Here is a 20630-nt window from a genome sequence, read left to right as displayed (position 1 = left end):
CGATGGTCCGGCCGCGTCCGCCGGGCTACACACCGTGCCGGACGCGCCGGTCGGTCGCCGGGCGGCCCCCGACGGCGCACCCAGCGCGACCGGTCGCCGTGCCGCCCCCGACGACGCCACCTCGGCCGGTCGCCGGGCGGTGCCCGACCAGGCCCCGTCCGCCACGGGTCGGCGGGCCGCTCCGGCCGACACCGTGCCGCCGCCCGGCCGTCGGGCGGCCGAGGAGCCCGCCACGCGCGCCGGCCGCCGGGCCGTCGCCGACGACACCGTGCCGCCGCCCAGTCGGCGGGCGGCTCCGGACGACACGTCGACGCGCGCGGGCGGCCGGCGCGCGGCCGAGGACCCGGCGACCTCCGCCAGCCGGACGGGCGAGGCGCCCGACGGGCGCCGATCCGGCGGGGACACCCCGGCACCGCGCCGGGCCCGTGACGACAGCGACGAGCCACGCTCGCCGCGCCCGGAGCGGCCGGCCGACTGGCTCCGCCAGGCCGGACGCACCTCGCACACCGATCCCGCCATGCCGGTGGTCGTCCGGCCCACCGGTTCCCCGGTGGGGGAGCCGACCCCCGGCCGGCCGGCCGGGCCCGACCGGGCCCCGACCGGACGGGCGGCTGCGGCCGCCACGCCGCCGGTGCAGGCCGACCGGTCCGGTCCCGCCCGGGGCGCCGCCCGCCCCGGCGGCTCGACCCCGACCGGCGGTGCCCCGCGTGGTACCGGCCGGGGTGATGGCGTACCGGCCGGCGACCCGCGCGGTGGCGGGCCCGCCGGCGGGGGACCGAGCGGTCGCGGACCGGCCGGTGCGGATGCCCGGGGCGCCGCCGTGGTCGGCGACACCCGCGGTCGCGCGCCGGCCGTCGGTGGCCCGCGGGACGGCGGACCGACCCGCGGGACGGCCCGGCCCGGCCCGGAGGGCCCGGTGTCGCCGCGTACGCCGGGCGACGACGGGCGCACGCCGCAGCCGGGCGGCGAGCCGGGTGCGCGTACCGGTGGACCGGCGACGGCGCGGGCGGCCGCCGCGGTGGCCCGACCCGGAGCACCCGACGACCGGGCGGCCGGCCGGGCCACCCCGTCCGGACCGGAGTCCGCCCGGCCGGGTCCGGTCGGCGCGGCCGCCGTACCCCCGGCCGGTGGGCCGGCGGTGGCCCGGGCGGCCGCGGCCGTCCCGCCCGGGGAGCACGTCGGGGCGCGACCCGGCGCGGGCGACGGGCCGGCGGGGGACGCGGCCACCGCCGGTGGCCTGCAAGGCGCCCGGTCCGAGCTGCGCCGGCAGATGCGCGAGCGGCGGCGGCTGCGGATGGGCATCCTCGCCGTGGTCAGCCTGGTGCTGCTGGGTGCGGTCCCGCTCTACTTCGGGCTGCGTACGCTCAGCCACGACCCGGTCTTCGACACCCTGGACCAGCTCGACGTGCCGTCCTGGGCGGCGACGAAGACCGTGGACAACGTCAGCGGCAACCGCTGGTGCCTGCAGGACTGCCGGTTGCGGGAGCGGACCGTCGAGTCGCAGAAGGCCTGGAAGGAGACCGCCCAGGCCTACGAACAGGCCCTGGCCGGCGACGGCTGGCGACGCTGGAAGGTCGGCCGCTGCCCGGAGCAGAAGGTCGCCGGCAGCTACACCTGCTGGCGGCGGGACGAACTCACCCTCGACCTCTGGGTACGCGACCCCACCTGCGTACCGCCGCCGGTCAACGGGTCGCCCGCGCCGTCCCCGGCGCCCGCGCCCGCAGCGGAGAAGTGCACCGGGTCGTTGGTGTCGGTGAAGGTCCGCAACGCGATCGATGACGAACGGACCGGACCACAGCCGAGCACCGATCCGTCACTCACCGGTGAGGATCCGTACCCGACCCTGACCGACGATCCGCTGGGCGAGGTGACACCCTCACCGTCATGAGCAGCGCTCCATCACGGACGGTAGGGTCTGGGGCTGGCGGGCCGGTTCACGTCCGCCGGCCGGCGACGGGTCGGCGGAGCCTGAACCGGGTAGGACGGTCGCGCGTGCCGGGGCGTCGGGCTCCGGGACACTGCTTGAGGAGGACATGCGCGTGAGTGGTGGAGAGATCGCTGCGCTGATCGCGGCCGGCGCGTTCCTGATGCTGGTGCTCGTGCTGGCGGTGCCGATCCTGCGGCTGCGGCACACCGTCGACGCGACGACCCGCATGATCACCGAGCTGAACGACCGCACCACCCCCCTGCTCGGCGACGTCAACACGACGGTGAAGAACGTCAACACCGCACTGGAGCAGGTGCAGACCTCTCTCGACGGGGTCAACCTCCAGCTCGCCAAGGTGGACACCATGACCACCCACGCGCAGAACGTCACCGCCAACGTGGCGAACCTGGCCGCCGTGGTCTCCGCCGCCGCCGCGAACCCGCTGGTCAAGGTCGCCGCGTTCGGCTACGGCGTACGCAAGGCCGCCGCCGCCCGCCGGCACGCGGAGGACGAGCGCGAGGCTCGCGACATCATCAAGCAGCGGCGCCGCGCCGAGAAGCGCGCGAACCGGTGACCCGGCCGAGCGGGAGGATGTGAACATGAGGCGGTTGTTCTGGCTCGGCATCGGGCTGGCCGTGGGTGTGCTGGTGGTGCGCAAGGCCACCCGCACCGCGCAGGCGTACACGCCGGCCGGCATCGCCAGCGGTCTGTCCGAATCCGCGGGGGGCCTCGTCGAGTCGGTCCGTAGCTTCGTCGAGGACGTCCGGACCGGGATGGCCGAGCGTGAGCAGGAGATCCACGAGGCCTTCGCCCACGGCGAGTTGTACGACGACCAGTTCGCCGAGTTGCGGGAGGCCCCGCGCATCGGTGATCGAGAGATTTTCCCGGAGGAGCACCAGCGATGAAGACGGCGGAGATCAAGCGGCGGTACCTCGCCCACTTCGAGGCGAACGGCCACGCCGTGGTGCCGTCCGCTCCGCTGCCCGCCATCAGCGACCCGAACCTGCTGTTCGTCAACGCCGGCATGGTGCAGTTCGTCCCCTACTTCCTGGGCCAGCAGAAGCCGCCGTACCCGCGCGCGGTCAGCGTCCAGAAGTGCATCCGCACGCCGGACATCGACGAGGTCGGCAAGACCAGCCGGCACGGCACGTTCTTCCAGATGAACGGCAACTTCTCCTTCGGCGACTACTTCAAGGAGGGGGCGATCCCGTTCGCCTGGGACCTGGCCACCAAGCCGGTCGAGGCGGGCGGTTTCGGGCTGGACCCGGAGCGGATCTGGGCGACGGTCTACCTCGACGACGACGAGGCGTACGACATCTGGCGGCGGACCGGCGTGCCGGCCGAGCGGATCGTGCGGCGCGGCAAGGCGGACAACTTCTGGTCGATGGGCATCCCCGGCCCGTGCGGCCCGTGCTCCGAGCTCTACTACGACCGGGGCCCGGAGTACGGCCGGGAGGGCGGCCCGGAGGTCGACGAGGACCGCTACCTGGAGTTCTGGAACCTCGTCTTCATGCAGTTCGAGCGGGGCCCGGGCGTCGGCAAGGAGGACTTCCCGATCCTCGGTGACCTGCCGGCGAAGAACATCGACACCGGCATGGGCCTGGAGCGGATGGCCTCCCTGCTGCAGGGCGTCGACAACCTCTACGAGATCGACGAGGTCCGGCCGATCCTGGACAAGGCCGCCGAGCTGACCGGCAAGCGGTACGGCGCGCACTCCGGTCACGCGGCCAACCAGTCGCACCCGGACGACGTGCGGCTGCGGGTGATCGCCGACCACGTGCGCACCGCGCTGATGCTGATCGGCGACGGGGTGACCCCGTCGAACGAGGGCCGCGGCTACGTGCTGCGCCGGATCATGCGGCGGGCCATCCGGGCGGTCCGCCTCCTCGGCTACCAGGACCGGGCGCTGCCCGAGTTGCTCCCGGTGGCCCGGGACTGCATGGCCCCGTCGTACCCGGAGCTGGCCGAGGACTTCGGCCGGATCTCGCAGTACGCGTACGCCGAGGAGGACGCCTTCCTCGCCACCCTGCGGGCCGGCACCACCATCCTGGACACCGCGATCGCGGACACCAGGGCGGCCGGGCAGACGTCGATCTCCGGCGACAAGGCGTTCCAGCTGCACGACACGTACGGCTTCCCGATCGACCTGACTCTGGAGATCGCGGCCGAGCAGGGCCTGCAGGTGGACGCGGAGGGCTTCCGCCGGCTGATGGCCGACCAGCGCAGCCGGGCCAAGGCGGACGCGCAGGCGCGCAAGACCGGCCACACCGACGTGTCGGCGTACCGGTCGGTGCTCGACGGCGGCGGCCCGGTGGAGTTCACCGGCTACACCGAGCTGAACCGGGAGTCCCGGGTGCGGGCGCTGCTCGCCGGCGGCGCCGAGGTCGGCGCGGCGGTCGAGGGCGACACCGTCGAGCTGGTGCTCGACACCACCCCGTTCTACGCCGAGGGCGGCGGCCAGCAGCCCGACCAGGGCCTCATCACGGTCGGCGGCGGCCAGCTCGAGGTCTTCGACGTGCAGCAGCCGGTGCCCGGCCTGATCGTGCACCGGGCCCGGGTGGTCCGGGGCGAGGTGCGGGCCGGGGAGACCGGGTACGCCGAGATCGACGTGTCCCGGCGGCGCGCGATCTCCCGCTCGCACACCGCCACCCACCTGGTGCACCAGACCATGCGCAACTTCCTCGGCGAGTCGGCGACCCAGGCGGGTTCGCTGAACGCGCCGGGCCGGCTGCGGTTCGACTTCAACACCCCGACCGGGGTGGCGCCGAGCGTGCTGCACGACGTCGAGCAGCAGGTCAACGAGGTGCTCCTGGCCGACCTGGAGGTGCACGCCTTCATCACCAGCCAGGAGGAGGCCCGCCGGATCGGCGCCATGGCGCTGTTCGGCGAGAAGTACGGCGAGCGGGTCCGGGTCGTCGAGGTCGGCGACTACGCCCGCGAGCTGTGCGGCGGCACGCACGTGGCCCGCTCGGCCCAGCTCGGCCTGGTGAAGATCCTCTCCGAGGCGTCGGTGGGTTCCGGCGTGCGCCGGATCGAGGCCCTGGTCGGCATGGACGCGTTCGGCTTCCTGGCCCGCGAGCACCTGCTGGTGTCCCGGCTGGCCGAGCTGTTCCGGGTTCCCGGCGACCAGGTCGGCGACCGGGTGGAGCAGACCGTCACCCAGCTCCGGGACGCCGAGAAGGAGCTGGAGAAGCTCCGCGCCCAGCTGGTGCTGGGCGGCGCCGCGACCCTGGCCGCGCAGGCCAAGGACGTGCGGGGCGTCGCGTACGTGGGCACCGAGGCGCCCGAGGGCGCGGCCGGCAACGACGTGCGGACCCTGGCCCAGGAGATCCGGGGCCGGATCGACCCGGCCCGCCCGGCGGTGGTCGCGGTGGCCGCCCGGTCGAACGGCAAGGCGTCCCTCGTGGTGGCGGTCAACCCGGCCGCCCGGGGCCGCGGGCTGACCGCCAAGGACCTGGTGAAGGCCGCCTTCTCCGGACGGGGCGGCGGCAGCGACGACCTCGCCCAGGGCGGCGGCCTGCCCGCCGCGGAGGCGCCGAACCTGCTGCTGACCGTGGAGAAGGCGATCGCCGAGGCGTGATGGCCGGACCGATCGACGCCAGGGCGGACCATCCGGTCCGCCCTGGCCCGTACCTGAGGGGAAGTGTCCGGTAGATGGCTGAACCGCCCCGCGGGGTGCGTCTCGGGGTCGATGTCGGGCAGGTCCGGGTCGGGGTCGCCCGGTCCGATCCGCACGGCATCCTGGCCACCCCGCTGGTCACCCTCGCCCGCGACCTGGCCGCGGCTCCGGACGTCGTGCCCACCGACATGGCCGAGCTGGTCCGGCTGGCCGCCGAGCACGAGGCGGTCGAGATCGTCGTCGGCCTGCCGGTCAACCTCGCCGGAAAGCACGGTCCGGCGGCGACGAACGTCTCGGCGTACGCTGCCCGGTTGGCCGATGTAATGGGGACGATTCCGGTGACGCTGACGGACGAGAGGATGTCGACCGTGGTCGCGAGTCGTAGGCTGGCCGAACGGGGCGTCCGGGGAAAGCGCCAACGGGCGGTGGTCGACCAGGCCGCCGCGGTGGAGATTCTGCAGAGCTGGCTGGACGCACAGCGGAGGCGGACGCAATGATCGACGATCTGGACCTGGTGTTCGACGACGCGGAGAGGGGGGAGAAGGGCCGGCACCGGCGTGGCGCGGTGCGCAAGCGCACGGGCAGGTCGGGCCGGGGCAAGACGGTCTTCGCCCTCCTGATGGCGCTCGTGCTGCTGGGCGGCATCGGCGGCGGCGCGTACATCGGCTTCGACCGGATCCGGAACCATTTCGTCACCCCCGACTACGCCGGCCCCGGCACCGGTGAGGCGCTGGTCGAGGTGAAGGCCGGCGACACCCTCACCGACATCGGTGACACCCTCTACGACGCGGGTGTGGTGAAGAGCACGAAGGCGTTCATCGAGGCCGCCGACGCCAACTCCCGCAGCAAGAACATCCAGGTCGGCCGGTACAAGGTCCGCAAGCAGATGAAGGCCGCCGACGCGGTCAACCTGCTGCTGGACCCGAAGAGCCGGGTGGTCAGCGGGGTGACCATCCCCGAGGGCACCATCAGCCTGAACATCTACGCGATTCTCTCCAAGCAGACCAAGATCCCGGTCAAGGAGTTCCAGGCGGCGGCGAAGGACCCGGTCGCGCTGGGTGTGCCGGCCTTCTGGTTCAACCGGCAGGACGGCAAGAAGGGCGGCCCGAAGAGCATCGAGGGCTTCCTCTACCCGTCCACCTACGAGATCCCGCCGAAGGCCACCGCCGAGCAGATCCTGTCGATGATGGTGGACGAGTTCCTCCGGGTCACCAAGGAGATCAATTTTGTCGACCGGGTGCAGAAGGAGCGCAAGATCTCCCCGTACGAGGCGCTGATCACCGCCTCCATCGCCCAGGCCGAGGCGGTCGACCCGAAGGACTTCCCGAAGGTCTCCCGGGTGATCTACAACCGGGTCTACGGCGGCAAGATCGGCTGCAACTGCCTCGGCATCGACAGCGGCATCAACTACTGGTTCCGGCTGCAGGGCAAGGACCCGAAGGACTCGAACGACCTGCTGCAAAGCGAGATCAACGACCCGAAGAACCCGTACAACACGCACGATGTGGCGGGTCTGCCGATCACCCCGATCAGCAACCCGGGCGAGGGCGCGCTCAAGGGCGCGCTGGACCCGCCGCAGGGCGACTGGATCTACTTCATGACCATCGACAAACAGGGCACGATGGGTTACGGCTCCAACGACGCCGAGTACCTCCAGCTCAGGAAGACCATGTGCAAGAACAAGGTGTCGACCGGGGAGAACTGCCGATTTTGAGAGCCGCCGTCGTGGGCAAGCCGATCGCCCATTCGCTCTCCCCGGTCATCCACGAGGCCGGGTACGCGGCGGCCGGGCTGGCCGGCTGGTCGTACACCCGGATCGAGTGCGCGGCCGACGAGCTGGCCGGCCTGGTCGCGGGCCTCGGCCCGGAGTGGGCCGGGCTGTCGGTGACCATGCCGGGCAAGGAGGCGGCGCTCGCGCTGGCCGACGAGGTCTCGCCGGTCGCCGCCGCCGTCGGCGCCGCCAACACCCTGGTACGCCGCCCCGACGGCACCTGGTACGCCGACAACACCGACGTGACCGGCATGGTCGACGTGCTCGGCGCCGCAGGCTGCGCGGCGGGCGCCGTGGTGACCGTGCTCGGCGCGGGCGGCACCGCCCGGGCCGCCGTCGCGGCGGCGGCCCGGATCGGCGCGGCCGAGGTTACCGTGGTGGCCCGTCGGCCCGAGGCGATCGACGAGTTGCGCCCGGTGGCCGCGGCGGCCGGCGTGCCGCTCGCCGGGGCCGACTGGGACGGGGCCCCGGCGCACGCCCGCGCGGACCTGGTGATCTCGACCGTGCCGAAGGGGGTGGCCGACCCCCTCGCCGACAACTTCGACTGGCGGCCGGGGTCGGTCTTCTTCGACGCCCTGTACGACCCCTGGCCCACGCCGCTTGCGGCCTCGGCGCTCGCCGCCGGCTGCCGGGTGATCTCCGGGCTGGACCTGCTGCTGGCCCAGGCGGTCGGGCAGTTCGCGCAGTTCACCGGGGTGCCGGCGCCGGTCGAGGCGATGCGCGCGGCGCTGGCGGCGGCGCGCGCCTGAGCCGCCACGGTCGGGCGGGGAGCTGCCCCCGGTCGATACGCTGCTGACGGAACTCGTCGCCGACCCCAGGGGGCTCTGTGACCGGGCATCCGCCGTCGCCGCCCGACCGGCCGGTCGCCGGGCGCCGGCCGGTGCTGCTCGTCGTGCTGGTGGTGATTCTGATCGCCGCCACGGCCGTGCTGCTGCCCCGGGTCGCCGGCGAGATGGCGCCGACCGTGGTGACCGCCACTGCGGACACCACCGTCACGGCGGTCCCCACGTCCGCCGCCGTCCGGCCGGGGCACGCCGGCCCCGTGGCGCCGCCCGCCCCGCCACCCCCGGCCGACCGGCCCGGCACCCGGGTGCCCGGCTGGCGGCTGGTCTGGTCGGACGAGTTCGACGGCACGGCGGTCGACCGGTCGAAGTGGAACGTGCGCGACGGTGAGCCGCGCGACGTCGACCTCGGGTGCAACGTGGACGACCCGGCGAACGTGCTGGTCGGCGGTGGGGTGCTCACCCTGCGGGCGCAACGGAGGAGCACCGTGTGCGCGGGGCAGCCGCGGCAGTACACCGAGGGCTACCTGGACACCATCGGCAAGGCCTCGTTCCGCTACGGCCGGTTCGAGATCCGGGCCGAGTCGCCCAACGGGCCGACCGACTCGCAGGGCCTGTGGCCGGCGTTCTGGCTGCGGCCCGACGACGGCGGCAAGGGTGAGATCGACGTCGTCGAGCTGCCCGGCGGGACGGCCCACCACCGGGCCGCCACCCAGGCGGTGTTCTACGACTACCGCCCGGTCAAGCAGGACCAGCGCTGGGAGTTCCCGAGCGGCTACCCGGCCGACGGCTTCCACACGTACACGACAGAGTGGGAGCCCGGCGTGCTCCGCTGGTACGTCGACGGCCGGCTGGTCTGGCAGCGGGACCGGCGCACCACCCCGTGGTTCGACGAGGCCTTCGACAAGCCGTTCAACCTCCGGCTGAACTTCCAGGTCGGCGGGTGGCTCGGGGCGCCCGACGCGGCCACCGCCTTCCCTGCCGACTTCCGGGTCGACCACGTCCGCGTCTGGCAGCGCTGACCGTTCGGCGGCCCGTGGCCCGTGGCTCCTATCGTGACCGTCACGGGGCGCGACCGGGGCAGGGGAGGGGCGCGACGTGGTGGAGGATCCGCGCGGCCGGCGCGACGGCATCGGCTGGGTGAGCCGGGCGATCTTCGGCGACGAGCGGCTGTGGCTCGGGGTCGCCCCGGGTGCCGCCACCCCGCCGCCGGGTCACCGGACGGTCGCCCGGTACGCGGTGGTGCCCTCGGTGGAGCGGGCGAAGTTCCTGCTGCCCCTGGCGTCCCGCCGGGTTGGGGCGGCGTCGACGCTGGCGTACAACGCGCTGCGGCCGCCCCGGGTGCGGGCCAACCGGCTCGCCGTCGGCGTGCTGGCCGGGCTGGGGGCCACCCGGCTGGCCCGGCTGCCGGTGCTCAACGTGGCGGCCCCGGGCGGCGTCGACCCCGCCGAGGTGCTGCTCATCGCGTATCTGGCCGGGGCCGAGGGGCGGCCGTTGCACGCCGCGATCGGCATCCGTCCGCCCGACCCGCACCATAAGCCGACGTTGCAGCTCTTCGACGACCGGGGCGTCGCGTGGGCGTACGCGAAGGTGGGTTGGAACGACGCGACCCGGGCGATGGTTCGGGCGGAGGCCGACGCGCTGCGCGAGCAGCCGCGCGACGTGGGCGACCTGCCCGCGGTGCCCCGCCTGCTGCGCGAGCTCGGCTGGGGGGACCTGGCGGTGACCCTGGTCGAGCCGATGCCCGCCGGGGTGCGCCGGCTGTCCCGGCCGGACCGGCCGGAGTTGGCGGCGATGCTCGCCATCGCCCGGCGCGGCGGCCCGCCGACCCCGCCCCGCCCGCTCGCCGGCTCCCCGTTCCTGGCCGACCTCGCGGCCCGCGCCGACCGGGCCGGCGGGCCGGTCGTCCCCGCGCTGGCCGCCCTCGCCGACCGGCACGGTACGACCACACTGGAGTTCGGCCACTGGCACGGCGACTGGGTGCCGTGGAACCTGGGCGTCCACCGGGGACGCCTGCACGCCTGGGACTGGGAGAACAGCGGCCCCGGACGGCCGGTCGGCTTCGACCTCGCCCACCAGGCGTTCCAGAGTGCCCTGTCGTTGCGCGGGCGGCCGGTGCCCGAAGCGGCCAGCGGGATGGCCGCGGCGCTGGACCGGTACGGCGAGAGCCTCGGCCTCGATCCGGCCCGCCGGCGTCTCGTCGGGGACGCCTATCTCGTCGAGCTGTGGCTGCGTACCGCCGAACTCGCCGCGGGCGGCGGCTGGAGCGACAAGCTGCATCCCGCGCTGCTGCACCTGCTCGCCGACCGGTTGGGGACGGCCCGCCGGTAGGCCGACTGTCGGAGAGGCGACGCCTGACAAGACACCTGACGGTGTCTTCGCCACTACCCACCGCAAGGGCGCTCGGGTAGGGTCACCGCTTGACTACTATCCGTCGACGCTGGCGGGTGTGATCCGGCCCGGGAGGCGTGGGGGCACGCCCGGGACTCCAAGGTGCGGGGAGGTCCAGCCGGTGGCTGGCAGAGCATGGGAGCCGATGAGTGCGGCGCGCCACCAGCCCGGGACGGGCGGTGAGGGTCGATGATTCTCCTCTATGCCTGCGCGGTCCTCGCCGGGCTCGTGCCGGCCGCTCTCGTCCCGTGGCTGGCCAGCCGCTGGGCGCCGGCCGTGGCGGCGAGCCGGGCGGCCGACCGGCTGCGCGTCGCCGTCGCCGGACTCACCGCCGCGTTCGGCCGGCTCGGCGCCGCCGGCACGGTGCTGCTCGCCGGCTCCGCCGCGGTGGTCGCCCTCTGTTGGCCCCTCGGCGAGGCGCTGTCCCGGCTCGAACCCCACGTCGACCACCCGGTCTTCGACCACGTGCATGCCCGGCGGGTCGAGCCGTGGGCCGGGATCAACTCCTTCGTCACCGCGATCGGCGACCGGTACCCGCTCGCGTGGGTCACCGTGGTCGCCGCCGTCGCGCTGGCCCTCGCCCGGCGTCGCCGACGCTGGTGGCTGCCGCTGGTCGCGCTGCCGCTGCAGTTCGTCGTCGAGCAGTACACCCAGGAGGTTCTCAAGCGGGTGGTGGACCGCGGCCACCCCCCGACGGACCTGGGCACCTATCCGTCCGGCGGCTGTGCCCGGGTGCTGACGACCTTCGGCACCGTGCTGGTGCTCGTCGCGCTCACCTGGCGGATTCCCCGCCGGATCCGGATCGGTCTGGTCACCGCGCTGGCCGTGCTGGTCTCCGTCGAGGGCTACACCCGCGTCTACGCCGAGAAGCACTGGTTCACCGACGTGGTCGGGGGCTGGATCTTCGGCGCCCTGCTCACCGGCGTCCTGGTGCTCACCGTCCTGGTCGCCGAGGGCCGGGTCCGGCCTCCGGTCGACCGCGCCGTCCCCGCCCATCGGGAGCAGGTGACCGTCGGCACCTGATGCCCCGACCCGCGCCACCGCGGAAGACCGCCCTCTGCCACCCTCGAACGGAAGTCGGGCAACGACGTGACGAACCTTCTCGTCGCCTCCACCGGCGGGCACCTCGCCGAGTTGTACGACCTGCACCCCCGCCTGGGGCTGCCCGGCGACTGCGTCTGGGCGACCTTCGACTGCCCGCAGAGCCGGTCCCTGCTGGACGGTCAGGAGGTCATCCACGTCCCGCCCGCGACCACCCGGGACATCGTCGGCGCGATCCGCGACCTGCTCGCCGCGCGCCGGGTGCTGCGCGGCGGGCGGTTCACCCGGGTGGTCAGCACCGGCGCCAGCGTCGCCATGTCCTTCTTCGTCCCGGCCGCCCGCCGCGGGCTGGACTGCCACTACATCGAGAGCGCGACCCGCACCGAGGGGCCGTCGCTCACCGGCCGGCTGGTCGCCCGGCTGCCCCGGGCCCGGCTCTACACCCAGTACCCGGGCTGGGCCGACCGGCGGTGGCGCTACGGCGGCACCGTCTTCGACGGCTACCGGGCCAGCCGGTCGGCCCGTCCTCGGCCGGTGTCCCGGGTCGTCGTCGCCCTGGGCACTCACGGGCGGTTCGGCTTTCCCCGGCTGCTGGCCCGCCTGGTCGAGGTGCTGCCGCCGGAGGCGGAGGTGCTCTGGCAGGTCGGGTCGACCCGGGTCCCCCGGATGCCGGCCGGCGCCCGCGCCCAGGTCCCGTACGCGGAGATGCAGCAGGCGATGCGGGAGGCGGATGTGGTGGTGACCCACGCCGGGGTGGGCTCGGCGCTGGCCGCCATGCGGGCCGGCCGGCGGGCGGTCTACGTGCCGCGCCGCCGGCGGTACGACGAGCACGTGGACGACCACCAGGTCGAACTGGCCCGGCAGTTGGACCGCCGCGGCCTGGTCCTGGCCCGGGAGGTGGACGCCGTGACGGCCGAGGACCTGGCGGAGGCGGCCTGCTGGACGGTCGCCGCGACCAGCGCGATCACGCCGTTCCGGTGGGCGGCGTGAGGACCGACCGGAGTGGATGGTCCGGCAGCGGTGACCGAGCGGACCGGTTGGTTGATGGTGCCGAATGTCCGTTCCGAGCAAGATATCCCTGATCTCACTACTTCTTTGGGGGCGCCAGTGCTTGACAGAACGCCACGACCGGGGTGGCGGCGGTGGCTCGCCGCGCTCGCCGTGCCGGTGCTCGCCGTCGGGCTGCTCGCCGCGCCGGCCCGCGCGGTGAACCTCACGCCGGTCACCAGCACGCTCACCTCCGCGAACCCGGCGGACAACATCCCGCACGCGCAGAACGGTGACACCAAGGCGTTCGCCGAGATCGGCGGCACCGTCTACGTCGGTGGGTCGTTCACCTCGGTGAAGGCGGCGGCCGACGCGAGCTGGACCACCCGCAACTACCTCTTCGCGTACGACCGGTCGACGGGGGCGCTGAAGGCGGACTTCACCCCGGTGCTGGACGGCGCGGCGCACACCCTCGCGGTCAGCCCCGACGGCAAGCTCATCGTCGGCGGCGCCTTCGCCACCGTGAACGGGGTCAGCCGCAAGAACCTGGTCGAGTTGGACCCGACCACCGGCGCGACCGTGACCAGCTGGGCCGGGCGCAGCGACGGTGGCCTGGTCCGGCGCACCATCGTGGTCGGCAACCAGCTCTACCTCGCCGGCGCGTTCCACTGGGTCAACGGCACCCAGCACTCCCTGCTCGCCCGGCTGGACGCCACCACGGGCGCGATCGACCCGACCTTCCAGATCGACGCGAGCGTCGCCCGGGACAGCAGCGAGCTGGTCTGGGGCCTCGCGCTCTCGCCGGACAACCGCACGCTCGTCGCGGTCGGCAACTTCACGCAGGTCAACGGCCAGGCCCGCAACCAGGTCGTGGTGGTGGACCTGGCCGACACCCCGGCGGTGGCGAACTGGAGCACCCAGCGGTACGTGGCGCCCTGCTACAACTGGACGTTCCCGTTCTACGCCCGGGACGTCGACTTCTCCGACGACGGCACGTACTTCGTCATCATCGCCGACGGTGGCCGGGGCGACGGGGCGTACTGCGACGCGGTCGCCCGGTTCGAGACCGCCGACCGGGGCGCCGGCATCGACGCCACCTGGGTCAACTACACCGGCACCGACTCGGTGACCTCGGTCGAGGTCACCGACAACGTGGTCTACGTCGGCGGCCACTTCCGCTGGCTGAACAACGCCAACGGCAACGACGCGGCCGGCGCGGGCGCGATCAACCGGTTCGGCCTGGGCGCCCTCGACCCGATCAACGGCCTGCCGCTGGTCTGGAACCCGGGCCGCTCGGGCGCCCCGACGGGCACCACCACCTGGGGCCCGATCATGTGGGAGCTGTGGCGCGGCAGCACCGGCCTGTATGCCGGCTTCGACTCCGACGGCCTGGGCAACGAGTACCACGGCCGGATGGGCCTGTTCCCGCTCTCCGGCGGCCGCACGGTCGCGGCGACCAACGCGCCGTCCGCCGCGTCCGGCTATCTCTACGTCTCCTCGGCCGACGGGCAGGCGACCAAGGTGCCGTTCAACGGGACCACCCTCGGCACCCCGGTCAGCACCACCCAGGCGAACCTCACCGCCGCCGGGGCGTCCTTCTCGGTCGGCAACAAGCTCTACTGGTCGAAGACCGACGCGAGCGCGCCGAACGGCAGCTACCTCGACGTGTCGATCTTCTCGGGCGGCTCGGTCGGCGCGCCCTGGATCAGCAGCGGCTACAACGACTGGTTCAAGCCGGCGACGATGAGCGGCGCCTTCTACCTCGACGGCAGGATGTACTTCACCAAGGCCGGCACGAACAGCCTGTTCTACCGATACCTGGAGCCGGACGGCTACATCGTCGGCTGCACCGAGTTCACCCTGCCCAGCACCGGCCTCAGCTGGGGCAGCGTGCGGGGTATGGCCTGGGTCAACGGCAAGATCGTGTACGGCTGGACCGACGGCTCGCTGCGTTCCGTGCCGTTCAACGGGTCGGCGGTGGACGGTGCGGCCTCGGTCCAGCTCGCGCCGCCCGGGGGCGCGGTGAACTGGTCGAGCAAAACGCTCTTCTTCGCCACCTCCTGACCGTCCGACCCGGACCGGCGGTCCGCCGGCTCCCCCACTTCCCATCGCCCGAGGACCTGACTGATGGACGTGACCGACGTCGCCACCGCCCGGCAGCACCCGGTCGGCCTCGCCGAGCTGGTGCGCATCCCGTTGCGACGGTGGCGCACGATGCTCGCCGCGGCGGCGGCGGTGCTGGCGGCGGTCCTGGTCTACCTGTTCGTGCTGCCCGCGAGCTTCACCGCGACCACCGCCGTGGTGGTCCGCCCGGTGGTCACCGACCCGTTCTCGGTGCCGTCCGGCGGCGCCGACCGGGCGGTGAACATGACGGCCGAGAGCGGCATCGCGACCAGTAACGAGGTCATCGACAAGGTCGCCGGCATCACCGGGCGGGAGGCCGAGGAGGTGGCCGACGCACTCCAGGTGGAGACCCCGGTCGGCGGCCAGGTGATGCGCTTCGCATACTCGGCGCACCGCGAGCGGGAGGCCGTCGATGGCGCCAACGGGGCGGCCCAGGCGTACCTGGACCTGCGCCGGGGCATCTACGAGAACCAGCGCGCGGCGGTGCTGAAGTCGTACGACGACACCATCGCGGTGGTGACCGCCCAGCGCACCACGACGCAGAAGTCGCTGCCCGGCAACCAGTCGGCGGAGAACCCGTCGCCGCGCACCAGCGCCCTGCTGGACCAGTTGCGGGCGCTCAACGACCAACTCGCCACGCTGGCCGAGCAACGCTCCAAGATCGCCTCCGCGGACCTCAGCCCCGGCTCGATCACCAGCGCCGCCCGTACGCCGGTGCCGTCCAGCCGGGACGGCGCCCTGCTGATCATCGTCGGTGGCCTGCTCGGTGGTCTGCTGTTCGGCGGGCTGGTGGCCTTCGTCCGGGAGTCCCTGGACCGGCGGTTGCGGACCACCGCCGAGGCGGTGTCGGCGATCGGCGCGCCGCTGCTCGGCACCGTCCGCCGTATCCGGGGCGGCCAGCCCGACGAGGCCGACCTGCGCTACCTCGCGCTGGCGCTGGCCCGCTGGGTGAACGGCCCGCAGCGCGGCCCGCTGGTGGTGCTCTCCGCCGCCGCCGACGAGGGGCGTGAGCAGGTGACCGCGGGGCTCGCCGCGGTGCTCGCCGGCGGCGGCCACGAGGTGCGGCTCGCGGTCACCCCGGAGAGCCTGGACCGGATCCGCCCGCTGATGCTCGACGCCCAGCGCCGCAACCCACCGGTGGAGCCGGCCCCGGCCAGGCTGCCCCGGCAGCGACCGATGGCGACGACCGCGCCGGGCGCCGCCGCCACCCCGGCCGGGGGCGGCGACGCGGAGGGGACCACGGTCATCCAGGCCGTGCGCAAGCCGCGCCCGTTCCCGACCTCGGACGCGAAGAACGGCGCGGTCTACCGGTCCACGACCACCGAGGACAACACCCGGGCCAGCCCGACCGACCGTGCCGCCGCGACCGGCGCCCCCGCCCGGGCCGACGGGCAGGAGCTGCGGATCGGCTCCGGCACGGTCCGGCTCGTCCCACTCGACGCCCCGCCGGCGGCCGACGGCCTCACCCTGCTCGACGCGCCACCCGCGCTGCACGACGAACGGGGCGTACGGGCCGCCCGGGAGGGACGCGCGGTGCTGGTGGCCGCCCGGGACCGGACCCGGCTGCCGCAGTTGATCCGGCTGGTGGAACGGCTGCGCTCGGTCGAGGTGGAGCCGTTCGGATTCGTGCTGACCGGAGGGGACCGTGACTGACCAGGGCCGGCCGGACGGGCGGGCGGGGGAGGCGTACCCGGCGGTGACCGTGGTGCTGGCTACCCGGGACCGTCCGGGGCTGCTGGAACGGGCCGTCGGCGCGGTGCTCGACCAGGACTACCCCGGCCCGGTGGAGTGCCTGGTCGTCTACGACCACACCGACATCCGGCCGCTGGACCTGCCGGTGCCGGCTGGCCGGACACTGCGCTACGTCCACAACAGCCACTCGCGGGGCCTGCCGGGCGGCCGCAACACCGGCGGCGCCGAGGCCGCCCACGACCTGCTGGCCTTCTGCGACGACGACGACCACTGGCTGCCGGGCAAGCTGCGCCGCCAGGTGGAGCTGCTCACCGCCCGCCCGGACGCCGCCGCGGTCAGCTGCGGGATCCGGCTGGCGGGCCCGGGCATCACCAAGGAGCGGCAGCTCGACACCGCCGAGGTGACCCTCGCCGACTTCGTCGAGGACCGGATCATGGAGGTGCACTCCAGCACCCTCCTGCTGCCCCGGTCCACCTGGGACGCGGTGGGCCCGGTCGACGAGGAACTGCCCGGCGGCTACGGCGAGGACTACGAGTGGCTGCTGCGGATCGCCGCGCACGGGCCGGTGGTCATCGTGCCCGAGGTGCTGGTGGTGGTGGACTGGCACGGCGGCTCGTTCTTCTTCGGCCGCTGGGCGATGATCGTCGAGGCCACCCGGTACCTGATCGACAAGCATCCGGAACTGGCCGGCAGCCGGACCGGACTGGCCCGGCTGCACGGGCAGATCGCCTTCGCCCTCGCCTCCGGGCGGCGGCGCCGGGAGGCGGTACGGGAGCTGGGCCGGGTGCTCCGGCTCAACCCCCGGGAGAAGCGGGTCCTGGTGACCGTGCCGGTGGTGCTCGGTCTGCTGTCCGGGGAGCGGGTGCTCCGGCTGGCCCAGCGGACGGGGCGGGGTGTCTGACCGAGCGTCCGGGACCGCCACGCGACCGGTGACCGCGCGGCCCGCGCCCGGTACGCCGCCGCTGCCCGTCTGGCCGCTGACCGTCATGTTCGCGCTGGTGCCGCTCTGGTGGGCGCTCGGCGCGTTCTACCTGGGTTGGTCGGTGTTCGGCGCCGTCCTGCTCGCCCTGCTGGTGACCCGCGGCCGGGTGCCGCTGCCCGCCGGCACCGGCTGCTGGCTGGTCTTCCTCGTGCTGGTGCTGCTCAGCGCCACCCGGCTGGACCGGGCCACCGCCTACCTGACCTTCGGGCTGCGCTACGGCTTCCTGGTGACCGCCCTGCTGGTTTGCGTCTACGTCTACACCCTGGTCCGCGAGGGGACCTCCTGGGAGCGGGTGCTCCGCCCGCTCGGCTGGTACTGGCTGGGCATCGTGGCGCTGGGCTGGCTGGCCGTGCTGGCGCCCACCCTCGCCCTGACCACGCCGGTGGAGCTGGCTCTGCCCGGCGGGGTGGCCGGCGAGCGGTACCTCCAGGCGCTGACCCACATCCACGCCAACGAGTTCAACCCGCTGGCCCGGGCGCCGATCTACCGCACCGCCGCGCCGTACCCGTACACCAACAACTGGGGCACCGCGTACGCGCTGCTGGTGCCCTGCGTGCTGGCGTACCTGACGTCGGTGCGGACCGGGCGGTTCCGGGCGGCGCTGTGGGTGTCGCTGCCGCTGTCCGTGGTGCCGGCGTTCCTGACCCTCAACCGGGGCATGTTCGTCGGCCTCGGCGCCGGCCTGCTCTACCTGGCGCTGCGCGCGCTGGTCCGGGGGAACGCGCGGCTGATCGTGTCGATCGGCGGGCTGATCCTGGCGGTCTGGATCGTCAGCCTGGTCGTCCCGGTGCAGGAGATGATCAACGCCCGGGTGAGCACCACCGACACCAACATCGACCGGATGGACCTGTACGCGCGGACCTGGCAGGCGGTGGCACGCTCGCCGCTGCTCGGCTACGGCGCGCCGAAGAGCGTGGACACCACGCTGGCCGAGGAGCCGCTGGGCACCCAGGGGCTGATCTGGCAGATCCTCTACAGCCACGGCATCCCGGCGCTGCTGGTCTTCCTGGCCTGGCTGGCGCTGGTCGCCCGGCGGCTGGCCGCCGCGGTCTCGCCGGCCGGGCACTGGCTGAGCACCGTCCCGGTGATCGCGCTGGTGGTCATCCCGGTCTACGCCTACATCGACCCGAACCTGTCGCTGATCTTCTTCGCGGTCGGCGCCGGGCTGGCGGCGGTCGCCGGGCCGGTGAACCGGGCCGCGCTCGGTCCCTCCAGCATGTCCCGGCGGGCACCGCTGACGCCGTGGCGGGCTCGGGGCTTCGGCCGGGCCGCCGTCCCGGCCGCGTCGGCGACCGAGGTGCCCCGGCCGGAGGGGACGACATGACCGCATCGGGCACGCCGGCCGTGGCCACCGCCACAGCCGGCGATCGGGAGGTACGCCGCAGCACCCGCAGCGGGATCGTCGGGCTGGCCGGGGCGGCGGTCAACGGCCTGCTCGGCTTCGTGCTGACGGTGGTGATCGTCCGAGGGTTCGGCCCGGCCGGCTCGGGCGCGATGTTCACCGCGATCGGCGTGGTGGCCATCATGGGCGTGCTCTGCTGCGCCGGCGCGGACACCGCGCTGGTCTGGGCGCTGCCCCGGCGTACCCCCGGTCGGCACGGCGACGCGGCCCGGCTGCTGCCGGTGGCCCTGGCGCCGACGCTGCTGTTCACCGTCGCCGTGGCGGCGGCCGGCGTCGCGCTCGCCGGGGCGCTAGCCCCGGTGCTGTTCGACCCCGGCCCGACCGACGGCCGGGTCCTGCTTCGGCTGGCCTTCGCCGGGCTGCCGGTCGTGGTGGCGATGACCGTGCTGCTCGCCGCCGTGCGGGCGGTCCGCCCGGTCGCCGCGCTGGTGGCCGTCCAGTACGTCCTGGTGCCGGCCGCCCGCCCCGCGCTGGTGGCGGCCGCGCTGGCCGCCGGCGCCGGGGTGAGCGTCGCCTTCGTCGGCTGGCTCAGCCCGGTGGCCCTGGCCGTGCTCGCCTGCCTGGCGCTGCTGGTCCGGCCGCTCGGCCTGACGGCCGTGGCGACCCTGCGTCCGGTTCGGGCGGACTGGCGCACGTTCTGGGGCTTCGCCCTGCCCCGGGCCGCGTCCGCGACCATCGACGCCAGCAGCATGTGGCTGACCGTGCTGCTCACCGCCGCCCTCGCCGACCAGGCCGAGGCCGGCGTGATCGGCGCGGTCGGCCGGTACGCCCTCGCGGGCCTGCTGGTCATGCAGGGGCTGCGGGTGTCCGTCGCACCGCAGCTGTCCCGGCTGCTCGGGCAGGGCCGCGCCGCCGAGGCGGCCGCGGTCTACCGGCGGATCACCGCCGTGATCATCGCGCTGTCCTGGCCCGGGTACCTGCTGTTGGCCGTCTTCGCGCCGGGCTTCCTGCGGCTGTTCGGCGCGGAGTTCACCGCCGGCAGCGCGGCGATGGCGGTCCTCGCCGGGGCCATGCTGGTCAACTCCGGCACCGGCATCGTGCAGACCCTGCTGCTGATGAGCGGCAGCAGCGGGCGGCACCTGCTGGCCGCCGCCACCGGGCTGCTGCTGAACGTGGCGCTGGCCCTGGTGCTGATCCCGCCGCACGGCGCGCTCGGCGCGGCCGTGTCCTGGGCCGCCGGCATCGTGGCGGAGAACGTCATCGCCACCGTCGCCGCCTGTCGGGTGGTCGGCGAGCCGCTGGTCACCCGCACCGTGCTGCGGGCCGCGGCGGTGGCCGCCGCCGCCACCGCCGCGCTGGCCTGCGTCGGCGCGGCCGTGGCCGGCCGTGGCGTGGCGGGGCTGTTCCTCACCGTCGGCGTCGCGGCGTTGCTCGCCGTCGCGCTGCTGCCGCACCCCGGGGTACGCCGACGGGTGCGCGGTGCCGTGCCCGCCCCGCTGGGACGGGGACCGCGATGACGAGGAGGACGCGATGACGACGCTGCGGGACCGGGTCAAGGCGCTGGTGCCGGCCCCGGTGCTGGCCGGGGTGCGCGAGTCCCTGGTCCGCTACGGGGAACGCACCAGCGACCGGCGTCCGCTGCCGGACTTCCTCATCATCGGCACCAAGCGCGGCGGCACCACCTCGCTCTGGCGCTACCTGCTGGAGCACCCGCTGGTGCCCCGGCTCTTCCCGGCCTGGAACACCAAGACCTCGCACTACTTCGAGGACACCTTCGCCCGGGGCGAGGCGTGGTACCGGTCGCACTTTCCGACGCAGCGGCAGCGGGCGGCCCTGGAGCGCCGGCACGGCGGGCCGACCCGGGTGGGGGAGGCCGCCCCGCTGTACCTGTTCCACCCGCTCGCGCCGGGGCGGGTCGCCGACCTGATCCCGGCGGTGCGGCTGATCGTGCTGCTGCGCGATCCGGTGCGGC

16 protein-coding genes and 1 pseudogene are annotated in these 20630 nt (G+C 74.4%); all 17 read left to right on the top strand.

Translation table 11 applies throughout. The features are described 5' to 3' along the window. The first annotated feature begins 1270 nt into the window (after nucleotides 1–1270). Nucleotides 1271–1888: a hypothetical protein gene (locus ONA70_RS23310; RefSeq protein ID WP_265008605.1), complete on the top strand. Its 618-nt coding sequence runs from the start codon at nucleotides 1271–1273 to the stop codon at nucleotides 1886–1888. A gap of 151 nt (nucleotides 1889–2039) precedes the next feature. Next, nucleotides 2040–2501 (top strand): DUF948 domain-containing protein, encoded by a 462-nt coding sequence (locus ONA70_RS23305; RefSeq protein ID WP_265008604.1) that lies wholly within the window; start codon nucleotides 2040–2042, stop codon nucleotides 2499–2501. Between the two features lie 25 nt (nucleotides 2502–2526). After that, nucleotides 2527–2832, top strand: coding sequence for a hypothetical protein (locus ONA70_RS23300; protein WP_265008603.1), 306 nt, complete (start codon nucleotides 2527–2529; stop codon nucleotides 2830–2832). After that, entirely contained in the window at nucleotides 2829–5507 is a 2679-nt protein-coding gene (alaS, locus tag ONA70_RS23295; RefSeq protein ID WP_265008602.1) for an alanine--tRNA ligase, read from the top strand. The genes ONA70_RS23300 and alaS overlap by 4 nt, the downstream gene beginning before the upstream one ends. A 74-nt stretch (nucleotides 5508–5581) precedes the next feature. Continuing rightward, nucleotides 5582–6043, top strand: coding sequence for a Holliday junction resolvase RuvX (ruvX, locus tag ONA70_RS23290; RefSeq protein WP_265008601.1), 462 nt, complete (start codon nucleotides 5582–5584; stop codon nucleotides 6041–6043). Continuing rightward, on the top strand, nucleotides 6040–7260 hold the full coding sequence (mltG, locus tag ONA70_RS23285; protein ID WP_265008600.1) for an endolytic transglycosylase MltG: 1221 nt from the start codon (nucleotides 6040–6042) through the stop codon (nucleotides 7258–7260). Before ruvX ends, mltG begins: the two co-directional genes overlap by 4 nt. Beyond that, nucleotides 7257–8066: a shikimate dehydrogenase gene (locus tag ONA70_RS23280; protein WP_265008599.1), complete on the top strand. Its 810-nt coding sequence runs from the start codon at nucleotides 7257–7259 to the stop codon at nucleotides 8064–8066. Before mltG ends, ONA70_RS23280 begins: the two co-directional genes overlap by 4 nt. Before the next feature lie 77 nt (nucleotides 8067–8143). Beyond that, entirely contained in the window at nucleotides 8144–9121 is a 978-nt protein-coding gene (locus tag ONA70_RS23275; protein WP_265008598.1) for a glycoside hydrolase family 16 protein, read from the top strand. 76 nt (nucleotides 9122–9197) lie between these two features. Beyond that, nucleotides 9198–10430, top strand: coding sequence for a hypothetical protein (locus tag ONA70_RS23270; RefSeq protein ID WP_265008597.1), 1233 nt, complete (start codon nucleotides 9198–9200; stop codon nucleotides 10428–10430). Between the two features lie 249 nt (nucleotides 10431–10679). After that, the gene (locus ONA70_RS23265; RefSeq protein ID WP_265008596.1) at nucleotides 10680–11513 is read left to right on the top strand and encodes a phosphatase PAP2 family protein; all 834 of its coding nucleotides are present in this window, start codon (nucleotides 10680–10682) and stop codon (nucleotides 11511–11513) included. Nucleotides 11514–11579: 66 nt separating this feature from the next. After that, nucleotides 11580–12521, top strand: coding sequence for a glycosyltransferase (locus tag ONA70_RS23260; RefSeq protein ID WP_265008595.1), 942 nt, complete (start codon nucleotides 11580–11582; stop codon nucleotides 12519–12521). Nucleotides 12522–12638: 117 nt separating this feature from the next. After that, nucleotides 12639–14582, top strand: a complete 1944-nt coding sequence (locus ONA70_RS23255) for a delta-60 repeat domain-containing protein (protein ID WP_265008594.1) — start codon at nucleotides 12639–12641, stop codon at nucleotides 14580–14582. 63 nt (nucleotides 14583–14645) lie between these two features. Further along, nucleotides 14646–16295, top strand: a complete 1650-nt coding sequence (locus tag ONA70_RS23250; RefSeq protein ID WP_265008593.1) for a lipopolysaccharide biosynthesis protein — start codon at nucleotides 14646–14648, stop codon at nucleotides 16293–16295. After that, the gene (locus ONA70_RS23245; RefSeq protein ID WP_265008592.1) at nucleotides 16288–17235 is read left to right on the top strand and encodes a glycosyltransferase family 2 protein; all 948 of its coding nucleotides are present in this window, start codon (nucleotides 16288–16290) and stop codon (nucleotides 17233–17235) included. Before ONA70_RS23250 ends, ONA70_RS23245 begins: the two co-directional genes overlap by 8 nt. Nucleotides 17236–17263: 28 nt before the next feature. Continuing rightward, nucleotides 17264–18640, top strand: coding sequence for an O-antigen ligase family protein (locus tag ONA70_RS23240; RefSeq protein ID WP_265008591.1), 1377 nt, complete (start codon nucleotides 17264–17266; stop codon nucleotides 18638–18640). After that, nucleotides 18637–20175: a lipopolysaccharide biosynthesis protein gene (locus ONA70_RS23235; RefSeq protein WP_265008590.1), complete on the top strand. Its 1539-nt coding sequence runs from the start codon at nucleotides 18637–18639 to the stop codon at nucleotides 20173–20175. Before ONA70_RS23240 ends, ONA70_RS23235 begins: the two co-directional genes overlap by 4 nt. A gap of 13 nt (nucleotides 20176–20188) precedes the next feature. Further along, nucleotides 20189–20630, top strand: a pseudogene (locus tag ONA70_RS23230) (sulfotransferase); the annotation flags it as partial.

This window comes from Micromonospora yasonensis (assembly GCF_026013475.1).
Classification (GTDB): Bacteria; Actinomycetota; Actinomycetes; order Mycobacteriales; family Micromonosporaceae; genus Micromonospora; species Micromonospora yasonensis.
The sequence above is the reverse complement of the archived record's forward strand: the minus strand, read 5'-3'. Positions and strand labels throughout refer to the sequence as shown.